General features: G+C 64.6%; 17 protein-coding genes. 7 read left to right on the forward strand and 10 right to left on the reverse strand.

Annotated elements, in window-relative coordinates; all coding sequences use genetic code 11:
- Nucleotides 1-111: 111 nt before the first annotated feature.
- The 4 genes from C2134_RS08270 to C2134_RS08285 form a co-directional block, all read right to left on the reverse strand.
- Nucleotides 112-2181, reverse strand: a complete 2070-nt coding sequence (locus tag C2134_RS08270; RefSeq protein WP_103319114.1) for a prolyl oligopeptidase family serine peptidase — start codon at nucleotides 2179-2181, stop codon at nucleotides 112-114.
- Between the two features lie 171 nt (nucleotides 2182-2352).
- On the reverse strand, nucleotides 2353-3459 hold the full coding sequence (locus C2134_RS08275; protein ID WP_103319116.1) for an alkene reductase: 1107 nt from the start codon (nucleotides 3457-3459) through the stop codon (nucleotides 2353-2355).
- Between the two features lie 33 nt (nucleotides 3460-3492).
- Nucleotides 3493-4233 (reverse strand): NADPH-dependent oxidoreductase, encoded by a 741-nt coding sequence (locus tag C2134_RS08280; protein ID WP_103319243.1) that lies wholly within the window; start codon nucleotides 4231-4233, stop codon nucleotides 3493-3495.
- A gap of 73 nt (nucleotides 4234-4306) precedes the next feature.
- Complete coding sequence (locus C2134_RS08285; RefSeq protein ID WP_103319118.1) at nucleotides 4307-4924, reverse strand: TetR/AcrR family transcriptional regulator; 618 nt, start codon at nucleotides 4922-4924, stop codon at nucleotides 4307-4309.
- Nucleotides 4925-5145: 221 nt separating this feature from the next.
- On the opposite strand from C2134_RS08285, the gene C2134_RS08290 reads away from it, so the two are divergent.
- Both C2134_RS08290 and C2134_RS08295 read left to right on the forward strand, forming a co-directional pair.
- Nucleotides 5146-6102: a metallophosphoesterase family protein gene (locus C2134_RS08290; RefSeq protein WP_103319120.1), complete on the forward strand. Its 957-nt coding sequence runs from the start codon at nucleotides 5146-5148 to the stop codon at nucleotides 6100-6102.
- A gap of 58 nt (nucleotides 6103-6160) precedes the next feature.
- Nucleotides 6161-6481, forward strand: a complete 321-nt coding sequence (locus tag C2134_RS08295) for a cupredoxin domain-containing protein (protein WP_103319121.1) — start codon at nucleotides 6161-6163, stop codon at nucleotides 6479-6481.
- 70 nt (nucleotides 6482-6551) lie between these two features.
- Here the strand turns inward: C2134_RS08295 and C2134_RS08300 are convergent, their stop codons facing one another.
- From C2134_RS08300 to C2134_RS08310, 3 genes are all read right to left on the reverse strand, one after another.
- Entirely contained in the window at nucleotides 6552-7082 is a 531-nt protein-coding gene (locus tag C2134_RS08300) for a GNAT family N-acetyltransferase (RefSeq protein ID WP_103319123.1), read from the reverse strand.
- Nucleotides 7083-7168: 86 nt separating this feature from the next.
- On the reverse strand, nucleotides 7169-7498 hold the full coding sequence (locus tag C2134_RS08305; RefSeq protein ID WP_103319124.1) for a hypothetical protein: 330 nt from the start codon (nucleotides 7496-7498) through the stop codon (nucleotides 7169-7171).
- Nucleotides 7495-10119: a glycoside hydrolase family 15 protein gene (locus C2134_RS08310; protein WP_103319126.1), complete on the reverse strand. Its 2625-nt coding sequence runs from the start codon at nucleotides 10117-10119 to the stop codon at nucleotides 7495-7497. Before C2134_RS08310 ends, C2134_RS08305 begins: the two co-directional genes overlap by 4 nt.
- A 407-nt stretch (nucleotides 10120-10526) precedes the next feature.
- Here C2134_RS08310 and hmpA point away from each other — a divergent pair, with 407 nt between their 5' ends.
- Genes hmpA through C2134_RS08325 form a run of 3 tightly spaced genes read left to right on the forward strand, consistent with a single transcriptional unit; the run spans nucleotide 10527 to nucleotide 12600 of the window.
- A complete protein-coding gene (gene hmpA, locus C2134_RS08315) occupies nucleotides 10527-11741 on the forward strand; it encodes an NO-inducible flavohemoprotein (protein ID WP_103319128.1) in 1215 nt (404 codons plus the stop codon).
- Nucleotides 11742-11796: 55 nt separating this feature from the next.
- Nucleotides 11797-12234: an Rrf2 family transcriptional regulator gene (locus C2134_RS08320; protein WP_103319129.1), complete on the forward strand. Its 438-nt coding sequence runs from the start codon at nucleotides 11797-11799 to the stop codon at nucleotides 12232-12234.
- A 24-nt stretch (nucleotides 12235-12258) separates the two neighbouring features.
- Nucleotides 12259-12600: a YnfA family protein gene (locus C2134_RS08325; protein ID WP_103319131.1), complete on the forward strand. Its 342-nt coding sequence runs from the start codon at nucleotides 12259-12261 to the stop codon at nucleotides 12598-12600.
- Between the two features lie 8 nt (nucleotides 12601-12608).
- Here C2134_RS08325 and C2134_RS08330 read toward each other — a convergent pair whose 3' ends face one another.
- Together C2134_RS08330 and C2134_RS08335 are read right to left on the reverse strand one after the other, a co-directional pair.
- On the reverse strand, nucleotides 12609-13073 hold the full coding sequence (locus tag C2134_RS08330) for a DMT family transporter (RefSeq protein WP_103319132.1): 465 nt from the start codon (nucleotides 13071-13073) through the stop codon (nucleotides 12609-12611).
- Nucleotides 13074-13075: 2 nt separating this feature from the next.
- Nucleotides 13076-13546, reverse strand: coding sequence for a DMT family transporter (locus C2134_RS08335; protein WP_103319134.1), 471 nt, complete (start codon nucleotides 13544-13546; stop codon nucleotides 13076-13078).
- Between the two features lie 182 nt (nucleotides 13547-13728).
- Here C2134_RS08335 and C2134_RS08340 point away from each other — a divergent pair, with 182 nt between their 5' ends.
- Nucleotides 13729-14679 carry a LysR family transcriptional regulator gene (locus tag C2134_RS08340; RefSeq protein WP_103319135.1) on the forward strand — a complete coding sequence of 317 codons (951 nt, stop codon included), beginning with the start codon at nucleotides 13729-13731 and terminating at the stop codon, nucleotides 14677-14679.
- On the forward strand, nucleotides 14676-16091 hold the full coding sequence (locus C2134_RS08345) for a cryptochrome/photolyase family protein (RefSeq protein WP_103319137.1): 1416 nt from the start codon (nucleotides 14676-14678) through the stop codon (nucleotides 16089-16091). The genes C2134_RS08340 and C2134_RS08345 overlap by 4 nt, the downstream gene beginning before the upstream one ends.
- Here C2134_RS08345 and C2134_RS08350 read toward each other — a convergent pair.
- Nucleotides 16081-16893 carry an AraC family transcriptional regulator gene (locus C2134_RS08350; protein WP_103319139.1) on the reverse strand — a complete coding sequence of 271 codons (813 nt, stop codon included), beginning with the start codon at nucleotides 16891-16893 and terminating at the stop codon, nucleotides 16081-16083. The two genes, C2134_RS08345 and C2134_RS08350, sit on opposite strands and share 11 nt — an antisense overlap.
- Nucleotides 16894-16950 lie beyond the last annotated feature (57 nt).

Genomic DNA, 16950 nt, shown 5'->3' on the forward strand with positions numbered 1-16950 from the left:
ACAGCCCTCGTCCAGTATAGAAAAGCGGTCGCCTCATTCAAATCGCATCGCGGAGGCGTAGGGATGCGATGCATTGGAATAACGGCCCCGCTTGCGCGGGGCCGCGCGCTGTCAGCGCAGCTGCTGCCACAGGAAGGCGTATTCCATGGCGGCGATGCCGGCCTCTTCCTCGTGGTTGGCGGCGGAGCCGTGGCCGCCTTCGGTTCGTTCGTAATAGTGCACGTTGGCGCCTAGCTGCTTCATCGCCGCGTACATTTTGCGGGCGTGGCCCGGGTGGACGCGATCGTCCAGGGTGGAGGTGACGAACAGCGTAGCCGGATAGGCGGTGCCGGAGCGGAGGTTCTGGTACGGCGAGTAGCGTTTGATATACGCCCAGTCTTCCGGCTTGTCCGGATTGCCGTATTCGTCCATCCAGCTGGCGCCGGCCAACAGCTTGTTGAAGCGCCGCATGTCCAGCAGCGGCACCTGGCAAACGACGGCGTGGAACAGCTGCGGATACTTGGTCAGCATCACGCCCATCAGCAGGCCGCCATTGCTGCCGCCCTTGATGCCCAGGTGGCGCGCGTCGGCGATGCCGCGCCGCGCCAGATCCTTGGCGATGGACGAAAAATCGTCGTAGGCCTTCTGGCGGTTGTGCTTCAACGCCGCCTCGTGCCAGGCCGGACCGTATTCGCCGCCGCCGCGGATATTCCCCAGCACATAGACGCCGCCGCGCTCCAGCCAGGCTTTGCCCATGGTGCCGCTGTAGTACGGCGTCATCGAGACTTCAAAGCCGCCGTAGCCGTATAGCAGGGTCGGGTTCTGGCCGTCCAGCTTCAAGTCCTTGCGCGCCACCACGAAGTAGGGCACCTGGGTGCCGTCGTTCGACCGGGCGAAGAACTGCTGGATGCGGTAGGGGCTGGCGTCGAAGAAGGCCGGCTGTTGCTTCAGCGGCTCGCGCGCGTCGCTGCCGGCATGGGCCAGCGACAGCGAGGTCGGGGTCAGGAAATCGGTGAAGGTGAAGAAGTAGTCGTCCGAGCTGTCGCTGTCGATCGAGCTGACTTCTATATTGCCGTAGCCTGGCGCGGCCACGGCGCGCGATTGCCACTTGCCGTCCACGACCTGCCATTCCACCAGCCGGCTTTTGACATCATCGAGCACGGTCAGGATGACGGCGTTGCGGGTGTCCGTGCTTTCGGCCAGCGAGGTGGAGGCGTTGGGTTGGAACAAGGGGCTGAAGTCGCGCTTGCCTTGCAGGTAATCGTCCAGCTTGATGGCCAGCAGGCTGCCGGCTTGCCAATCATGTCCGCCCACGCTCCAGCTCTGGCGCGGTTTCAACAACAGCCATGGGCCGTGGAAGCTGGCTTCGACGTGGCCGGGCTTGTCCAGCTTCTGCCACTTGCCGTCGCGCTGCAGGTAGAGGTCGTTGCTGAAGAAGCTGGTGCCCTGGCTGATCAGATGGTACTGGTAGCCGGCGCTGTCGACTCGGTTGGCGCTGACCGAGATGTCGCTGGCCTTGCCTTCGAACAGCGTGGCGGCTTGATCCAGGCGCTGGCCGCGCTGCCATTGCTTGACGATGCGCGGGTAGCCGGAGGCGGTCAGCGTGCCCTTGCCGAAATCGGTGGCGACGTACAGCGCGTCGCGGTCTTTCCAGTTGACCTCGCTCTTGGCTTCCGGCACGACAAAGCCATCCGCGACGAAGCGTTTGCCCGGCAGGTCGAATTCGCGCACCACGGCGGCGTCGCCGCCGCCGCGGCTCAGGCGGATCAGGCAGCGGTCTTGTTGCGGCTTGACGCAGTCCGCGCCTTGCCACACCCAGTTTTCCTTCTCATTCTTGGCCAACTGATCCAGGTCCAGCACGGTGTCCCAGGCCGGGTCGGCCTTGCGGTATTCGTCCAGCGTGGTGCTGCGCCAGATGCCGCGCGGATGCTGGCCGTCGCGCCAGAAGTTGTAGTAGCGGTCGCCGATTTTCTCGATGCTGGGGATGCGGGCGCTGGAGTCCAGAATGGCCAGGATGTCTTTTTTCAGTCCAGGAAAGCTTTGCCAGCTTTCCGTCTGTTTGTTGGTCAGCGCGTTTTGCTGGCGCACCCACTGCATGGCCTGTTTGCCTTGTATGTTTTCCAGCCACAGGTATGGGTCGGCTGCGGCGTGGCTCTGCGCGGCCAGGATCAGGGCGGCGGACGCGAGCAGTCTGGTCTTCATGATGTTCTCCTGAGTGCGGCGCCCTTGCCGCGCATCGGCGTGCAGGGCGCCTGTCATTGTGCCGCCGCGGCGGCGTCGCGGCGATCCCAGACTGTAGCGCGTTTCAAAACCAGTTGTCATCCGACCAAGGCGTAAAAAAGCCCGGCCTGAGTGGCCGGGCGGAAGCGGGCGTTACGCCTGCTGTTGCAGCGTCGGGTAGTCGGTGTAGCCGTGCGCGTCGCCGCCGTAGAAGGTTTCCGCTTGCGGCGGATTCAGCGGAGCGTTCTGTTTCAGCCTCTCCACCAGATCCGGGTTGGAAATATAGCTGCGGCCAAACGCGGCGGCGTCGATATAGCCTTGCTTGATCAGGGTTTCCGCTTTCTCCGCGGTGTAGCCGCCGGCGCCGATGATCACGCCGGGGTAGCGCTTGCGCAGCTCGGCGCGGAAAGTGTCGTCCAGCTTGGGGCCGCCGGCCCAGTCCGGTTCGGAGATGTGCAGGAAGGCCAGCTTGCGCTTGGCCAGCTGTTCGGCCAGATACAGCGCCATTTCCAGCTGGTCGGTATTGGAGACGCCGTTGAAAATGCCCAGCGGCGAGATCCGGATGCCCACATGGTCGGCGTCCCACTCGGCCACCACCGCGTCCACCGCTTCCAGCAGGAAGCGCGCGCGGTTTTCCACGCTGCCGCCGTACTGGTCGGTGCGGACGTTGGCGGCTGGCGACAGGAACTGGTCCAGCAGGTAGCCGTGGGCGCCGTGGATTTCCACCAAGTCGAAACCGGCGCGGCGGGCGTTGTCCGTGGCGCGGCGGTAGTCTTCCAGAATGTCGGCGATTTCCTCGGTTTCCAGCGCGCGCGGGGTATCGCACTGCTCGCGCACCAGGCTGCCGTCGGCGGCGCGGATATTGGTGCGGCTGTCGGCCTGGATGGCGGACGGACCGACTGGCGCGTCGCCGTTAGGCTGCAGCGAGCGGTGCGAGATGCGTCCGGTGTGCCACAGTTGCAGCGCGATCTTGCCGCCGGCCTGGTGCACGGCTGCGGTGACTTCGCTCCAGGCGCGCACTTGTTCTTCGCTGTAGATGCCCGGCGCGCCGGCGTAACCCTTGGCGGTCGGCGAAATGTGGGTGCCTTCGGCCACGATCAGGCCGGCGCTGGCGCGCTGGCGGTAGTACTCCTTGGCCAGCGGGCCGGGCACGTCGCCCGGTTCGATATTGCGCAGGCGGGTCAGCGGGGCCATCGCCACGCGGTTGGCCAGGGTAACGGCGCCCACGGTCAGCGGGGTGAACAGTTTGTCGGCGTGCATGTTTTCTTCCTTTTGAAGTCTATTGCGTTGGGCTTACTGATCGAATCCAAATCCCTGGGCGCGCGCAACCGGCGCAACCTGCGGATAGTAAACTTGGCGGTAGAAACGCGCGATGCTGTTTGACCACGGTTCGCCGTCGGCGCGGCCTATCTCCTGCCAGTGGCGGCGCAGCGTTTCGTCGTAGGCCGCGATGTGATTGGCCAGCTCGCCGGCCTGGTAGCGTTCGCGGTGCACGAAGCTCGGGCGCGGCAGGCGCGGCTTTTGTTGGCTGTCGTGCTGGATGTGGCCGATCACCAGCCCGGCCAGCGGAAAGGTCAGCTCCGGCAGCTCCAGCAGTTCAATCATGGCCTGCGGGTCGCGGCGGATGCCGCCGATCGGTACCACGCCCAGGCCGGCGGCGTGCGCGGCGGTCATCAGATTGCCCAGGGCGATGCCGGCATCCACGCCGCCGACGGCGAAGGCCTCGACGCTGTTGTGAATCACCTGCTGTTCACCAGCCATTTCGACGCCGACCCGGGTCTTGTGGAAGTCCATCACCACGGCGATGAATACCGGCGCCTGGGCGATCCAAGGCTGGCCGCCGGCGATTTCGGCAATGCGCTTGCGGCGCGCCGCATCCTGCACCACCACCAGGGAGACCTGTTGGCCGTTGATCGAAGTCGGGCCTTTCCAGGCCGCGTCCAGAATCGCATCCAGCATTTCCGGCGCGACCGCTTTGTCCTGATAGCTGCGCACGCTGCGGTGTTCATGCATCAGTTGCAGGGTTTCGTTCATGATGGACTCCATTTGAGTAGACCAGTCGTCTAGTTTTTGTTTCAAGAAAACCCGCCAGTCGAGGCGGGGTTCGCTATCGCTTGCAACTGGCGCTATCGGGCTGCACCAGCATGGTTTCAGTCAATTTGTAGGCGTTGAGCATGGGTTCCTGCGAGCGCAGCACCTTGTACAGCAGGGCGCTGCCCACCCACAGGCTGTACAGGCTGGCCGCCAGCTCATCCGGCTCCAGATACGTGCACAAGCTGCCCTCCTGCTGGCCGCGGCGAATGGCGTCGGCTAGGCGGTGGATCACTCTGCCCATGCCCTCGGCCAACATCTCACGCATCGGTTCGGACAGGTCGGACACTTCCGCCGCCAGCTTCACCGCCAGGCAGGTGTGGCTGTGTTCGGCGCAGCGGTGGTTGTTTACCCAGCCCTGGAAATATGTCAGCAGGCAATCGCGGGCATGGCCGGCCTCCGGCCGCAGCAACAGAACCAGTCTTTCGTCGTAGTTCAGGAAATAGCGGCGCAGCATTTCCACGCCATAGCCTTCCTTGGACGGAAAGTAATGGTAGAACGAACCCTTGGGCACGCCGGCGCAGGACAGGATTTCCGCCAGTCCGACGGCGGCGAAACCCTTGCCCTGGATGATCGCTTCTCCAGTGGCAAGCAGGTGCTCGCGGGTGTCTGCGGTGTGGTTGGCTCGTGACATGTGTTGGATACTACTAGACCAGTCGTCTAGTTTCAAGCGCGCGATGTCGCATGCGATGATTGTGTTGTGTTTTCACACCTATGCAGACACTTCAGGCCAAGGCCAAGGCCATGGCGCGCGGCAAGCTTGACCTTGCCATGGCATCCTCCTACAACCAGCTCAGCGCCTTCCTGTCGCAAGAGAATGGCGTCCCCATGAGTTGACGGTGATAGGAGCTGGCGATGTCAGAACACGAATCGGTTGCGGAAGACGAGACGCCGGATGCCGGCCGCCGTGAAACGCTGGGTTGTCTGGCGGCTTGGTCAGGCGCGGCGCTGGTGTGGACGCTGGTGGGCGGCGTGCCAAAAGCGCAGGCCGCCGGGGCTGCCGGGAGCGGCGCGAACGGTTTCAGCTTCGTCCAGATCAGCGACACGCATCTGGGCTTCCATCGCGAAGCCAATCCAGACGTGCCAGGCAGCCTGCGTCGAGCCATCGCCGATATCAATGCCTTAAGTCAGCCGCCGGCCTTTGTGGTGCATACCGGCGATGTCAGCCATTTGTCGAAGCCGGAAGAGTTCGACTTGGGCCGACAGATGTTCAAGGACATCCGTGTCGACCGCGTGCACACCATACCAGGCGAGCACGATGCGCTGGATGACGGCTTGTCCGGCTATCTGAAGTTTTTCGATCACGACGGCAAGGGGCGGGCTTGGTACAGCTTCGATCAGGGCGGCGTTCATTTCGTCGCGCTGAACAATGTGCTGAATTTCTCCACCAGCCGGCTGGCGGCGCTGGGCGATGAGCAACTGGCCTGGCTCAAGCAGGATCTGGCCGGCGTATCGCGCTCCACGCCGATAGTCGTGCTGGCGCACATCCCCTTGTGGACCATTTATGAACAGTGGGGCTGGGGCACGGCCGATGCCGATCAAGTGCTGGCCCTGCTGCGGCCGTTCGGTTCGGTAACCGTGCTCAACGGGCATATTCACCAAGTGATGCAGAAGGTGGAAGGCCATGTCGCTTTCCATACCGCCCGCTCGCTCGCCTATCCGTTGCCGACGCCGGGGCAAGCCGGATTCGGCGAGCCGGCGCCGGTCAAGGTGCCGGCCGGAGAGCTGGGCAAGCTGCTGGGGACGCGGCAGATCACGGTGGTGCCTGGCAGCAGCCTGCTGGCCTTGGTGGATACGCCGCTCGATCATTGAGACCCTGTTCAGATTTTTTTACCGTCAGCGGCCGAGTTCTGCCGGATGGGGAGATGGCATGAATGTTTGGAAAATGGGCGGGCTATTGAGCGTCTGCCTGGCCGCCGCAGCCTGGGCAGACAAAGGACCGCAGGTAGTGGATATCAGCAAGTTCGCCTTCACGCCGAAGGAAATCACGGTGGCGCCTGGCTCGAAAGTGGTGTGGATCAATCACGACGAAGTCCCGCATACGGTGTCCGGCCGCGACAAATCTTTTGTCTCCAAGGCGCTGGACACCGATGACCGCTACGAACATGTCTTCGACAAGGAGGGCGACTACGCCTATTTCTGCGCCGTGCACCCGTATATGACTGGCGTGGTGCACGTGCGCAAGCCCTGAGCGCTTCATTCTTCATGACCTGAGAGGCGGCTTCCGGATGTGAAGCCGCTTTTTCATGCGCGGGTGAATTTCAGTTCAGCATCTTGTACAGGATCGTGGTGGCATTCAGCTTTTCGCCGCGGCCATCGAGCGCGAAGCCTGGGATCGTGCCGGCGGCTTGATAGCCGAGCGAGCGGTACAGCAGCTCGGCCTTGTCGCCGCTGGCGGTGTCCAGCGTCAGCAGGCTGCGGCCACGCGCTTGCGCGTGTTGTTCCAGTTCAAGCATCAGCGCGCGGGCGATGCCCTGGCGGCGGTGGCGCGGATGCACCAAAAGTTTGCCTACCTCGGCGCGATGAGGCTGGTTGGGCGGGGTGTCGCAGTCGAGCTGCACGCTGCCGGCCAGTTCGCCATCCAGCAGCGCCGCCAGCAACAATCGCCCGCCGCCGGCAACGCCGGGCAAGGTTTTGTCGCGCCAGAAGGCGGCGGCGCGTTCTAGGGAAAACGGCAGCACGAAATGGATGCTGGCGCCGTCATGCACGCAGGCGTGCAGCAGTTCGGCCAGTTCCGGCAGCAGGGCGGCTGCGGGCTCGGCGTCGAGCGCGAGGATGTCCAGTTGCGGCATCTTGCTTCTTCTCTTCCTGTGGGCGTGATCGCGCCGAATAAGCAAGAAACAGGCCCGGTTTCCCGGGCCTGGCGCGGCGTCTTCGATCAAGGATCGGGCGGTCTGGGCAGCGGCTGCGCGTCCGGGATGTCCGGCGCGCCGCGCTGGGCTTCCACCTTGTTCACCACCGGCGCCGCTTCCGGCCGCCAGCTGTTGCCGCCTTTTTTCACCGGCGGCAGGGCCGGCCGGCTGGGCGGCTTCCATGCCGTGACGGGCGTCGGCAAATGGACGATGGGCTGGGTGGGCAGGGCGGCCGTGGGCTTGGCTACAGCCGGCGCAGGCGCAGGCGCCTCCGCCGGCCACAGCCACCAGGCCGCGCCGCCGGCCGCCGCCGCGCTCAAGAGCAGGGCGGCAGGCCAGGCGCGGCGCGGGATCACCAGCTCACCTGATCATTCAGGTTGAGGCTGCCGCTGGCCGGGGTCTGCAGGCTGCGGTTGCCGGACAGGTTTTCCCAGGTGACGCTGCCGTCGGCGTTCTTGCGGTAGTACTTGTAGGCGATCTGCTGGCCCGCCGGCAGGTTGACGCCGTTTTGCCATACCGGGTAATTGGCCGCATCCACCGGAATGCCCAGATCGGTGTTCCAGTTGCCAAGCGCTCGTGCGTTGCCGGTGACGTAGACCTGCTGCCCCCACTGCGTGCTGGCGGTCACATTGATGCTGACCGGCACCTCGCCGGCATTGGGCGCGGCGCGGCAGTTGTTGTAGCGGGCGCAGACCACTTGCGGGATGTCGACCACCTTGCCGGCGTGGATCGAGGCCAACAGGCTGATGTATTCGCCCATCGCCCAGTTCAGCGGCGCCATGGACTTGGTCGGTGTGCCGGGCTGGTAGCCGGCCGGCGTGGTCACCGCCCAGCCGTCCGGCAACATGGCGCTATTGGACCAGACCTGCTCCGGCAGCATGCCCTCCGGCGTGGCCAGCAGTTTCAGCGTGGCGAAGTAGGGTTGGCCGGCGCCGCCATTGCCCTGGCGGGCGATCTCGTACATGCCGCGCTCGGCGGTGAAGATGGGCCACAGGCGGCCGGCGCCGCTGCCGTTGAAGTCGCTGCCGTCGTTGTGCTCGCCGTAGCCGTCGAAGTTGTAGCGGAACCAGGCGTTGTACGGGAGAGCAGGCGCGCCGGGCAGGGCCAGGCTTTGGCCTAGCACGCTGTCGAACACGCTGATGGTGTTGGCGATGGTCGGGTCGTTGGCGCGCTTGACGCCCATCCGCACCAGTTCCAGGAAGCCGCCGTCCACCACGCGGCGCGCGTCGTGGCTGCCGCCGCCGTTCTTGATGGTCAGGGTCTGCGGCGTATCCGGGCCGGCGGCCGGCGCGAAGCTGGCGCGGTCGGCGCCGCTGCCGGCGCGCGCGGCTGGATTGATGCGCACATAGTAGCTGCCGTTGCCGAAGCCGCCGCTGGTGGTATAGGTCCAGGCGGCGATGTTCTGCTGCCAGTAGTCGGCAGCGGACAGGTAGCGGCCGGCGCTGGCGTCGTCGCCGTTGTTGCGGGCGATGTCGGCGGCGGCCACCAGGCCGGCAATCTCGGCGGCGATGGTGGATGGCGAGTAGCCCGAATTTTCTTCCCAGCGTTCCTGATAGCTCCACGGGCCGGTGGCGACGATGTAGTCGGCCGTCAGCTTGATTTTGGGCCACAGCGGGCTGGAGACCGACGGCCCCAGCCGCCAGGCCAGCAGGATGGGCATGGCCTGCTCGTCCATCTGCGTGCCTTGCCAGTACGGCCAGCCGCTGACCCAGGCGTTTTGCGGGAAGCGGCCGATGCGGCTGTAGCCGGCCGCGCAGCCGGCGGCGTTGTATTCGGCCGCGCCGCAGTTGCTGGTCTGCTGCAGGGTATTGAACAGGTAATTGACCACGGTGGTGGCGGTGGCGGTGTCGCCGGCGGTGGTCAGCGCGTTGGCGAACTTGAACAGATCGCGCGGCCAGACCAGATGGTAGCCGCCCTGGTTGGCGTCGCCCTGCGTTTCGCCCCATGGCGTGCCGATGCCGGCGATCATCGCGCCGTTGCTCTTGTCCTGCATGGTTTTCAGCGTCATCGCCGACAAGTAGTAGCGGTCGTCGGCCAGGCCGCCCTGAGTGGACAGGCCGGCGGCGTAGGCGTGCCAGGCATTGTCGTATTGCTGCTGGGCGGCGGTGAGGTCCGAACCCAGCGAGGCGGCGGCGCTATTGATCGCATCGGCTTGGCTCTTGCCGAAGCCCAGCGCCATGTCGAAGGACACGCTGGTGGCGTTCGGGTCGCCCAGGTCCAGCCAGCCGGTCTGCGCCACGTTGCCGTTGCTGGCGGAGCTGAAGGTCCAGTCCATATTGTTGTCGCCGCTGCCCACCAGATCGGTCCAGCCGTCGCTCTGGCCGACGAAGCCGTTGGACAGCATGGGTTGGCCGTTGACCGTTTTCCATGGCTGGCTGGCCATCAGCGCGGAGGCGCGGCTGTTGTGGCTGGCGGCCAGGGCGTAGCCGCCGACGGCGGCCACCGTTTGGGCGGTGTTGCCGCTGCCGGCGTTGTCCAGATAAGGCTTGAACAGCACGTAAAGGTTGAAGTCGCCCACGGTGTGGCCGTTCAGCGCGGTGAAGGTGACGCGCTGGATCAGCGTGTCATGGTTGGGGTCGGCGAAGATGCGCTTGCTGATCTGCCAGTTGTGGCCGGCGTTGCCGGTGCTGGCGACCCAGCTCATGGTGCGCGTGTCGCTCTGGCTGGCAGAGTAAGCCTGGCGTTTCTCCTCGTCGACGAAGGTCTTGCCCGCGTCGCCCACCAAAAATTGCAGATCGACAGACTCCGGCGTGTCCAGCACCGGGTAGTACACCTCGGACACGATGCCGCGGTAGCCGGTGAAGTAGACCTTGGACGGGCTGCCCACGGCGGTGCCGAGGAAGGATTTGGCCGCTGGGCCGCGCGCCGGGGTGTCGCCGGGGGCGCCGAAGGCCTCTCCGGCATGGGCAAACGGACTGAACAGGCTGGCGATCAAAACGCCGAGCAGGACTGGGCGTGTCAGGGACGGGTAGGGCATGGTGATTGTCTCCACTTTGTAGTACGGCAGGTTGACCTACGGATAAAAGTCTTACCGAATGCCGATGTAATTTTGTTACGGACTATAGCAAAAGGCGGAGAGCAGCATTTGTTCTAGTTCAAACGCTAGTTTTATTTTTAGTGATCAACAATGGCGCAGATGGCGGCAAAGTTGCCTCAAATTGGTGCCTTATCTGAGCGGATTGCTGGCAATGTCTAAAGGGTGACTGCAGGTGGACTGCAGGTGGGCTGCTGCAAAATGACAACAGCGTTAGCATGGGGAAAGTAATTTTCTGACAATGATCAATTAAAGATGTATTATTTGTACATCTTATCCGCCGCGATGGCATGTGGCGGTTTTTTTGGATCGTTAAAGATGTATTTTTTAAGAATCTTAAGGAGTCCTGCATGCTGAGCGAACAAACCCTATCCCTGGTCAAAGCCACTGTGCCGGTGCTGCAACAACACGGCGTGATGCTGACCAGTCATTTCTATCGCCGCATGTTCGAGCACAACCCGGAATTGAAGAACCTGTTCAATCAGGGCCATCAGCACTCCGGCCAGCAACAGCAGGCGCTGGCCGGGGCGGTGCTGGCCTATGCCCAGCACATTGAAGATCCGTCGCCGTTGCTGCCGGTGCTGACCCGCGTGGCGCACAAGCATGTCAGCCTGGGCATACGGGCCGAGCATTACCCCATCGTCGGCAAGCATCTGCTGGCCTCCATCCGCGAAGTGCTGGGCGAGGCGGCCGGCGATGATCTGATTCAGGCCTGGGCCGAGGCCTATGGCCAGTTGGCGGATACCTTGATCGACATTGAGAACGGCATGTATGGCGAGTCCACCAACGCGGCCGGCGGCTGGAGCGGCTGGCGGCCGTTCCGCGTGGCGCGCAAGGTGGCGGAAAGCGAGGAGATCGCATCGTTCTATCTGGCGCCGTGCGATGGCGGCGCATTGCCGCCGTTCAAGCCGGGCCAGTATGTATCGGTGAAGCGCTTCGTCGCCGAGTGGGGGCTGAATCAGCCGCGCCAGTACAGCCTGTCCGACGCGCCGAACGGCGAGTACCTGCGGATTTCGGTCAAGCGCGAGGACGCGGCGGAGGGCAAGCCGGCCGGACGCCTGTCCAGCCTGCTGCATCGCGAGATTCAGGAGGGCGACGTGCTGGAGCTGAGCGCGCCGCAGGGCGATTTCTTCCTGCATGAGGACAGGAATGGTCCGGTGGTGCTGGTCAGCGCCGGCGTGGGCCAGACGCCGATGCAAGCCATGCTGGGCCAGCTGCTGAAGCGCGGCCAGCGCGAGGTGCGCTTCTTGCACGCGGCGCGGCACGGCGGCGCGCATGCGATGGGTTTGCAGGTGCGACAGCTGGCGGAGCGCCATCCGCAGCTGCAGATCCATGTCCGCTACGAAGCGCCGCGCGCGCAAGACGCGCTGGGCATCGATTACCATGCCGCTGGCCGGCTGAATCTGGATGAAGTGAAAGACCTTATCTTGCTGCCGGACGCGGACTACTATCTGTGCGGCCCTCTGGGCTTCATGCGCGTCCAGCGCGACAGCCTGCGCCGGCTGGGCGTGCCGGCTGAACGCATCCATTACGAAGTGTTCGGCTCCCATCCCGGCGGCGATTGAGGCCTAGGGCCAGACGCGGTATGCTGCCGCCGGTCCTCCTTACCGGTTCCTCTCCATGCAACTGACCCGCTTTACCGACCTCGGCCTGCGCGTGCTGATGTATCTGACCGGCCTGGAATCCGGCCAGCTGGCCACCATTCCGGAAATCGCCGAACGGTTCGAGGTATCGCGCAACCATCTGGTCAAAGTGGTGCATTTCATGGCGCAGCAGGGCTGGCTGGCCACCAGCCGCGGCAAGGGCGGCGGGTTGGCGCTGGCGCGGCCGCCGGAGCATTTCCGGCTGGGCGAAGTGGTGCGCGCGCTGGAGGGCTCGCCGCAACTGATAGATTGCGCCGAGCCGCCCTGCGCGCTGCGCCAGGGTTGTCTGCTCAAGGGCGCGCTGGACGAGGCGCTGGCGGCGTTTTTCCTGACGCTGGACGGCTATACGCTGCGCGACATCGTCGCCAGCCCCACCGGCGAGGCCATCATCCGTTTGCATCGCGGCGTGGTCTGATAAGCGTAGATTCAAGGAGTAAACATGGAATGGCTAGCCGGCCTGCCCCGCGTGGCAGGCCTTTTTGTATTGACCGCGCTGATGGAGATCGTCGGCTGCTATCTGCCCTGGCAGGTGTTGCGTGAAGGCAAGCCGTGGTGGCTGTTGCTGCCCGCCGCCGGCGCCTTGACCTTGTTTGCCTGGCTGCTGACCCTGCATCCGGCCGCCGCCGGGCGAGTCTACGCCGCTTATGGCGGCGTCTATGTGACGGTGGCCCTGGGCTGGTTATGGCTGGTGGACGGCATCCGGCCGGACCGCTGGGACGCGCTGGGTTGCGCGCTGGCGCTGGCCGGGATGGCGGTGATCATGCTGGCGCCGCGCGGCTGAGCGGCCGGTCAGCGCGTGGCGCGCAGCGCAGGGGCCGCTGCCGCCGGCTTGGCCTGGCCGCGCTTGGACACGTATAGACCCAAGGTGATCAGGGCGATGCCGGCCAGCTGGACCACGGCGGATTGATGGCTCTGTCCCGCCAGGCGGTCCAGCAGCACGCCGGTCAGCATCTGGCCGGCAATGACGAGCAACGCGGTTTTCAGGGTGCCCAGCCGCGGCAAAACGAAGCTGTTCAGCGCGACAAACCCGGCGCCGATGACGCCGCCGCACCAGGCTGGCCATGGGGCGTGCTGCGGCAAATGAAGCGCCGCCGCGCCACAGCCTAATAACAGGCTCAGAAACACAAAGCCGCCCAGATGATTCCAGAGCGAGGCAGCCAAGGCGCCTTGGTGCTGGGCCAGCTTGCCGTTGATGGCGCGGCTGCCGCCTATGCACAGCCCGTTGATCAGGGCGAGGGTCATGAAATACAGCATGATCAGGCTCCAAAAATCAGAATGGCGCAGCCGGACAGCGCCAGCAGCAGTGCTAAAACATCGTTGAGGGAGAGTCGCCGCCGCGGCATGCCGAACCCGCCAAAGTGATCGGACAGCAGGCCGAACAACAGCTGCCCGGCCATGCCTAGCGCCAGCGTGCCGGACATCGCCAGCGGGCTGTTGACGGTGATCGCCGCCAACGCCACCACCAGCGCGCCGGGCATGCCGCCCAGATAAGCCCAGCGCGGCGCAGATGTGGAGCCAGGAGACGCGCGTCGATTGGCCATCCAGAGCAGCAGGGCGATCAGCATGCCTATGCCGTGGGCCAGCCAGGATGCGGACAAAGGGTTGCTGAAGCTGGAAAGTTGGCTGTTGCAGTGAATCATCAGCGCCAGTAAGGCGCCGGCGAGCAGCGCCAGCAGGCTTAGCCCGTAATCCTTGAGCCGCGGGGCCGCGGCGTGGTGTGGGGACATGATGCGATCCTTGTGTCTAGATAGGGGGGCGGACGACGAGCGCAGCGACGTTGGGGGAGTGCGGCATTCGTGCTGGATGGGGCGGCAGATCGTTGACGCGTGCCGGAATGGTATATTGTGTTTTATTGACTGATAATCAGGCTTTTTGGAAACTTATAGTAGAGAATAAGTGGACAATGGCAATGGAACATTTCGCTGCGATCCCCATCTTCGTCGCCGTGGTGGAGGCGGGCAGCTTTTCCGCCGCAGCGGCCAAGCTGGGTTTGACCAAATCCGCCGTCAGCAAGCGGGTGCAGCAGTTGGAGGCCGCGCTGAACGTGCGGCTATTGCAGCGCACGACGCGCAGTCTGAGCCTGACCGAGGCCGGCGAGCGCTATTACGACCGCGCGCGCGGCGCGCTGGCCTTGGCGCGCGAGGCGGAGGAGGTGGCGGCCGGCTTGCAGGGCGCGCCGCAGGGATTGCTGCGCATCAGCGTGCCGATGGCTTTTGGCCGACTGCACTTGTCGCCATTGGTGCCGGCGTTTCTGCGCCGCTATCCGGACATCCAACTGGACATGGCGATGGACGATCGCATGGTGGACCTGGTGGAAGGCGGCTATGACCTGGCGGTGCGCATCGGCAATCTGCCGGGCAACAGCATGGTGGCGCGGCGCATCGCGCCGTGCCGGGTAGTGATGTGCGCGTCGCCGGCCTATCTGGCCGAATATGGCGTGCCCAGCCACCCGGCCGATCTGGCCCGGCATAACTGCCTCTCTTATTCCTACTACCGCGGCGGCGCTTATTGGGCCTTTCAAGGGACTGAGGGCGAGATCCGGGTGCAGCCGGGCGGCAACTATCAGGTGAACAACAGCGAGGCGCGGCGCGACGCGCTGCTGGCGGGGCTGGGCATTTGCGAAATGCCCACGTTTATTGTCGGTCCCGATCTGGCGGCTGGCAGGCTGTTGCCGGTCTTGACCGACTACCCGCTGCCATTGCACGCCATCCACGTGGTGTTTGCGGAACGCCGCCGCTTGCCGGCCAAGGCGCGCGCTTTCATCGATTTCCTCGATGAGCGGCTGGGCGGGGATGCGCCATTGTGGGATGAAGGACTGCCCCCATCTGTGCTGTCACCGCAAACAGGGAAACGATCATGAGCAAACGCTATCGCACGGCGCTGCTGTGGCTGCGCCGCGATTTGCGGCTGGACGACCACGCCGCCTTCTACCATGCGCTGAAACACAGCCAAGCGGTATTGCCGGTCTTCGTGTTCGACCGCTCCATTCTGGACGGGCTGCCGCGCGATGACCGCCGCGTCGATTTCATCTGGCGCAGCGTGGCGGCGCTGAAGGCGGAACTGAATGCCTTGGGCGGCGACCTGCTGGTGCGCCACGGCGTGCCGCAGGATGACATTCCCAAACTGGCGGCGGAGCTGGGCGCCGATGCGGTGTTCTGCAACCGCGATTACGAACCCACCGCCCGCGCGCGCGACGCCGAGGTGGAAAAGCGGCTGGCCGAGCAGGGCATCGCCTTCCATCACAGCAAGGATCAGGTGATCTTTGAAACCGACGAAGTGCTGACCGGCGCCGGCAAACCGTTCGGCGTTTTCACGCCGTACAAGAACGCCTGGTTGAAGGCGCTGACGCCATTTCATCTGCAGGCCTACCCGGTGCGGCGTTATCTGGATGCGCTGATGCCGCGCCAGCCGGAGGCGATGCCTAGCCTGGAGAGTTTGGGATTCCAGCCCAGCGACCTCTCCTCCTTGCCGGTGAAGGCGGGCGCCGAGGGCGCGGAGGCGCTGTTTGCCGACTTTGCCCGCCGCATCGCGCATTACAAGACCGCCCGCGACTTCCCCGGCATCAAGGGCGTGTCTTATCTCAGCGTGCATCTGCGTTTCGGCACTATTTCCATCCGCCGGCTGGCCGCCTTCGCCTGGCATGACGGCGGGGAGGGGGCGATGGCCTGGCTGGGCGAGCTGATCTGGCGCGATTTTTATCAGCAGGTGCTGTGGCACCGGCCGGATGTGGCGCAGCATGCTTTCAAGCCCGAATACGACGCGCTGCCGTTTCCGAATAATCCGCAATGGTTCGACGCCTGGTGCCAGGGGCGCACCGGCTATCCGCTGGTGGACGCTGCGATGCGCCAGCTGAACCACAGCGGCTATATGCACAACCGGCTGCGCATGGTGGCGGCCAGCTTCCTGGTCAAGGACCTGCTGATAGACTGGCGCTGGGGCGAGCGCTACTTCGCCGAGAAACTGCTGGATTTCGACCTGGCGGCCAATAACGGGGGCTGGCAGTGGGCCGCCAGCACCGGCTGCGACGCGCAACCTTATTTCCGCATTTTCAACCCGGTGAGCCAGAGCGAGAAGTTCGACGCCGACGGCCGTTTTATTCGCCGCTATGTGCCGGAGTTGGCGCGGCTGCCGGACAAGCTGATCCACGCCCCATGGCTGGCCAAGCCGGAGCAGCTGATGGATGCCGGCGTGCGGCTGGGCCGCGATTACCCGCATCCCATCGTCGATCATGCCGTGCAGCGCGAACAGGCATTAGCTTTGTTCAAACGTTGACGCCGTCTTGCCACTGTCCTTCCTGCAGCAACTGGCGGCGATAGCGCTCCGGCGAGTCTCCCAGCTGCTTCTGGAACATGGCGATGAAAGCCGACGGCGTGGCGTAGCCCAGCCGCGCCGAGATGTCCTGCACGCTGTCGCCCTGCTTCAGCCGCGACAGCGCCTCCACCAGCCGCGCCCGGCTGCGCCACTGTCCGAAGCTCATGCCTAGTTCGCGCTGGAATAGCCGCGCCAGCGTGCGTTCTGTGCTGAATACTCGTTCCGCCCATTGCTTGAGCGTGGTGGCGTCGGCCGGGTCCTGGCGTATCGCCTGCAATATCGGCTGCAGCAGCCGCTGGGCGCTGTCCGGCAGATAGCTTTCCTCGTGGCCGGCGCGCACCAGCCTTTCCACCAGCAGCTCGGCCTGGCGCGCGTCCCATGGGTCGGATATCACGGTGATCTGGCGCTGGCAGAAATCGTCGAGCAGCGCGCGGATCAGCGGCGTCTGTTCGATCAGGCAGATATGCGCCGGCAGCCGCGCCGCCTGCTCGCGATTGATGTAGATCGAGGTGTAGTGCATGGCGTGGCGGATATAGGCGGCATGCGGTATTTCAGCCGGCGTCCACAACAGGTATTGCGCCGGAGTCACCACCCGCCGGTCTTCCAGCAGCAGCTCCATCAGTCCTAGGCTGATGCGGCTCAACTGTCCCCAACGGTGGCGATGGCGGCCGAATTCGCTGTGCGGCGCGAAGCGATGGTAGCGGAAGGTCAGCGGCGCCGGTTCCGCCAGACCCTGGTCCACCAGAAAGTATTCGGAGTCCATTTTGTCGGATTTGCCTCAGCGTCTTGTCTGTTTTGAATTATATAGTCGGTAACAGAC

Origin of the sequence: Chromobacterium sinusclupearum (assembly GCF_002902845.1) — a bacterium.
GTDB classification, from domain to species: Bacteria; Pseudomonadota; Gammaproteobacteria; order Burkholderiales; family Chromobacteriaceae; genus Chromobacterium; species Chromobacterium sinusclupearum.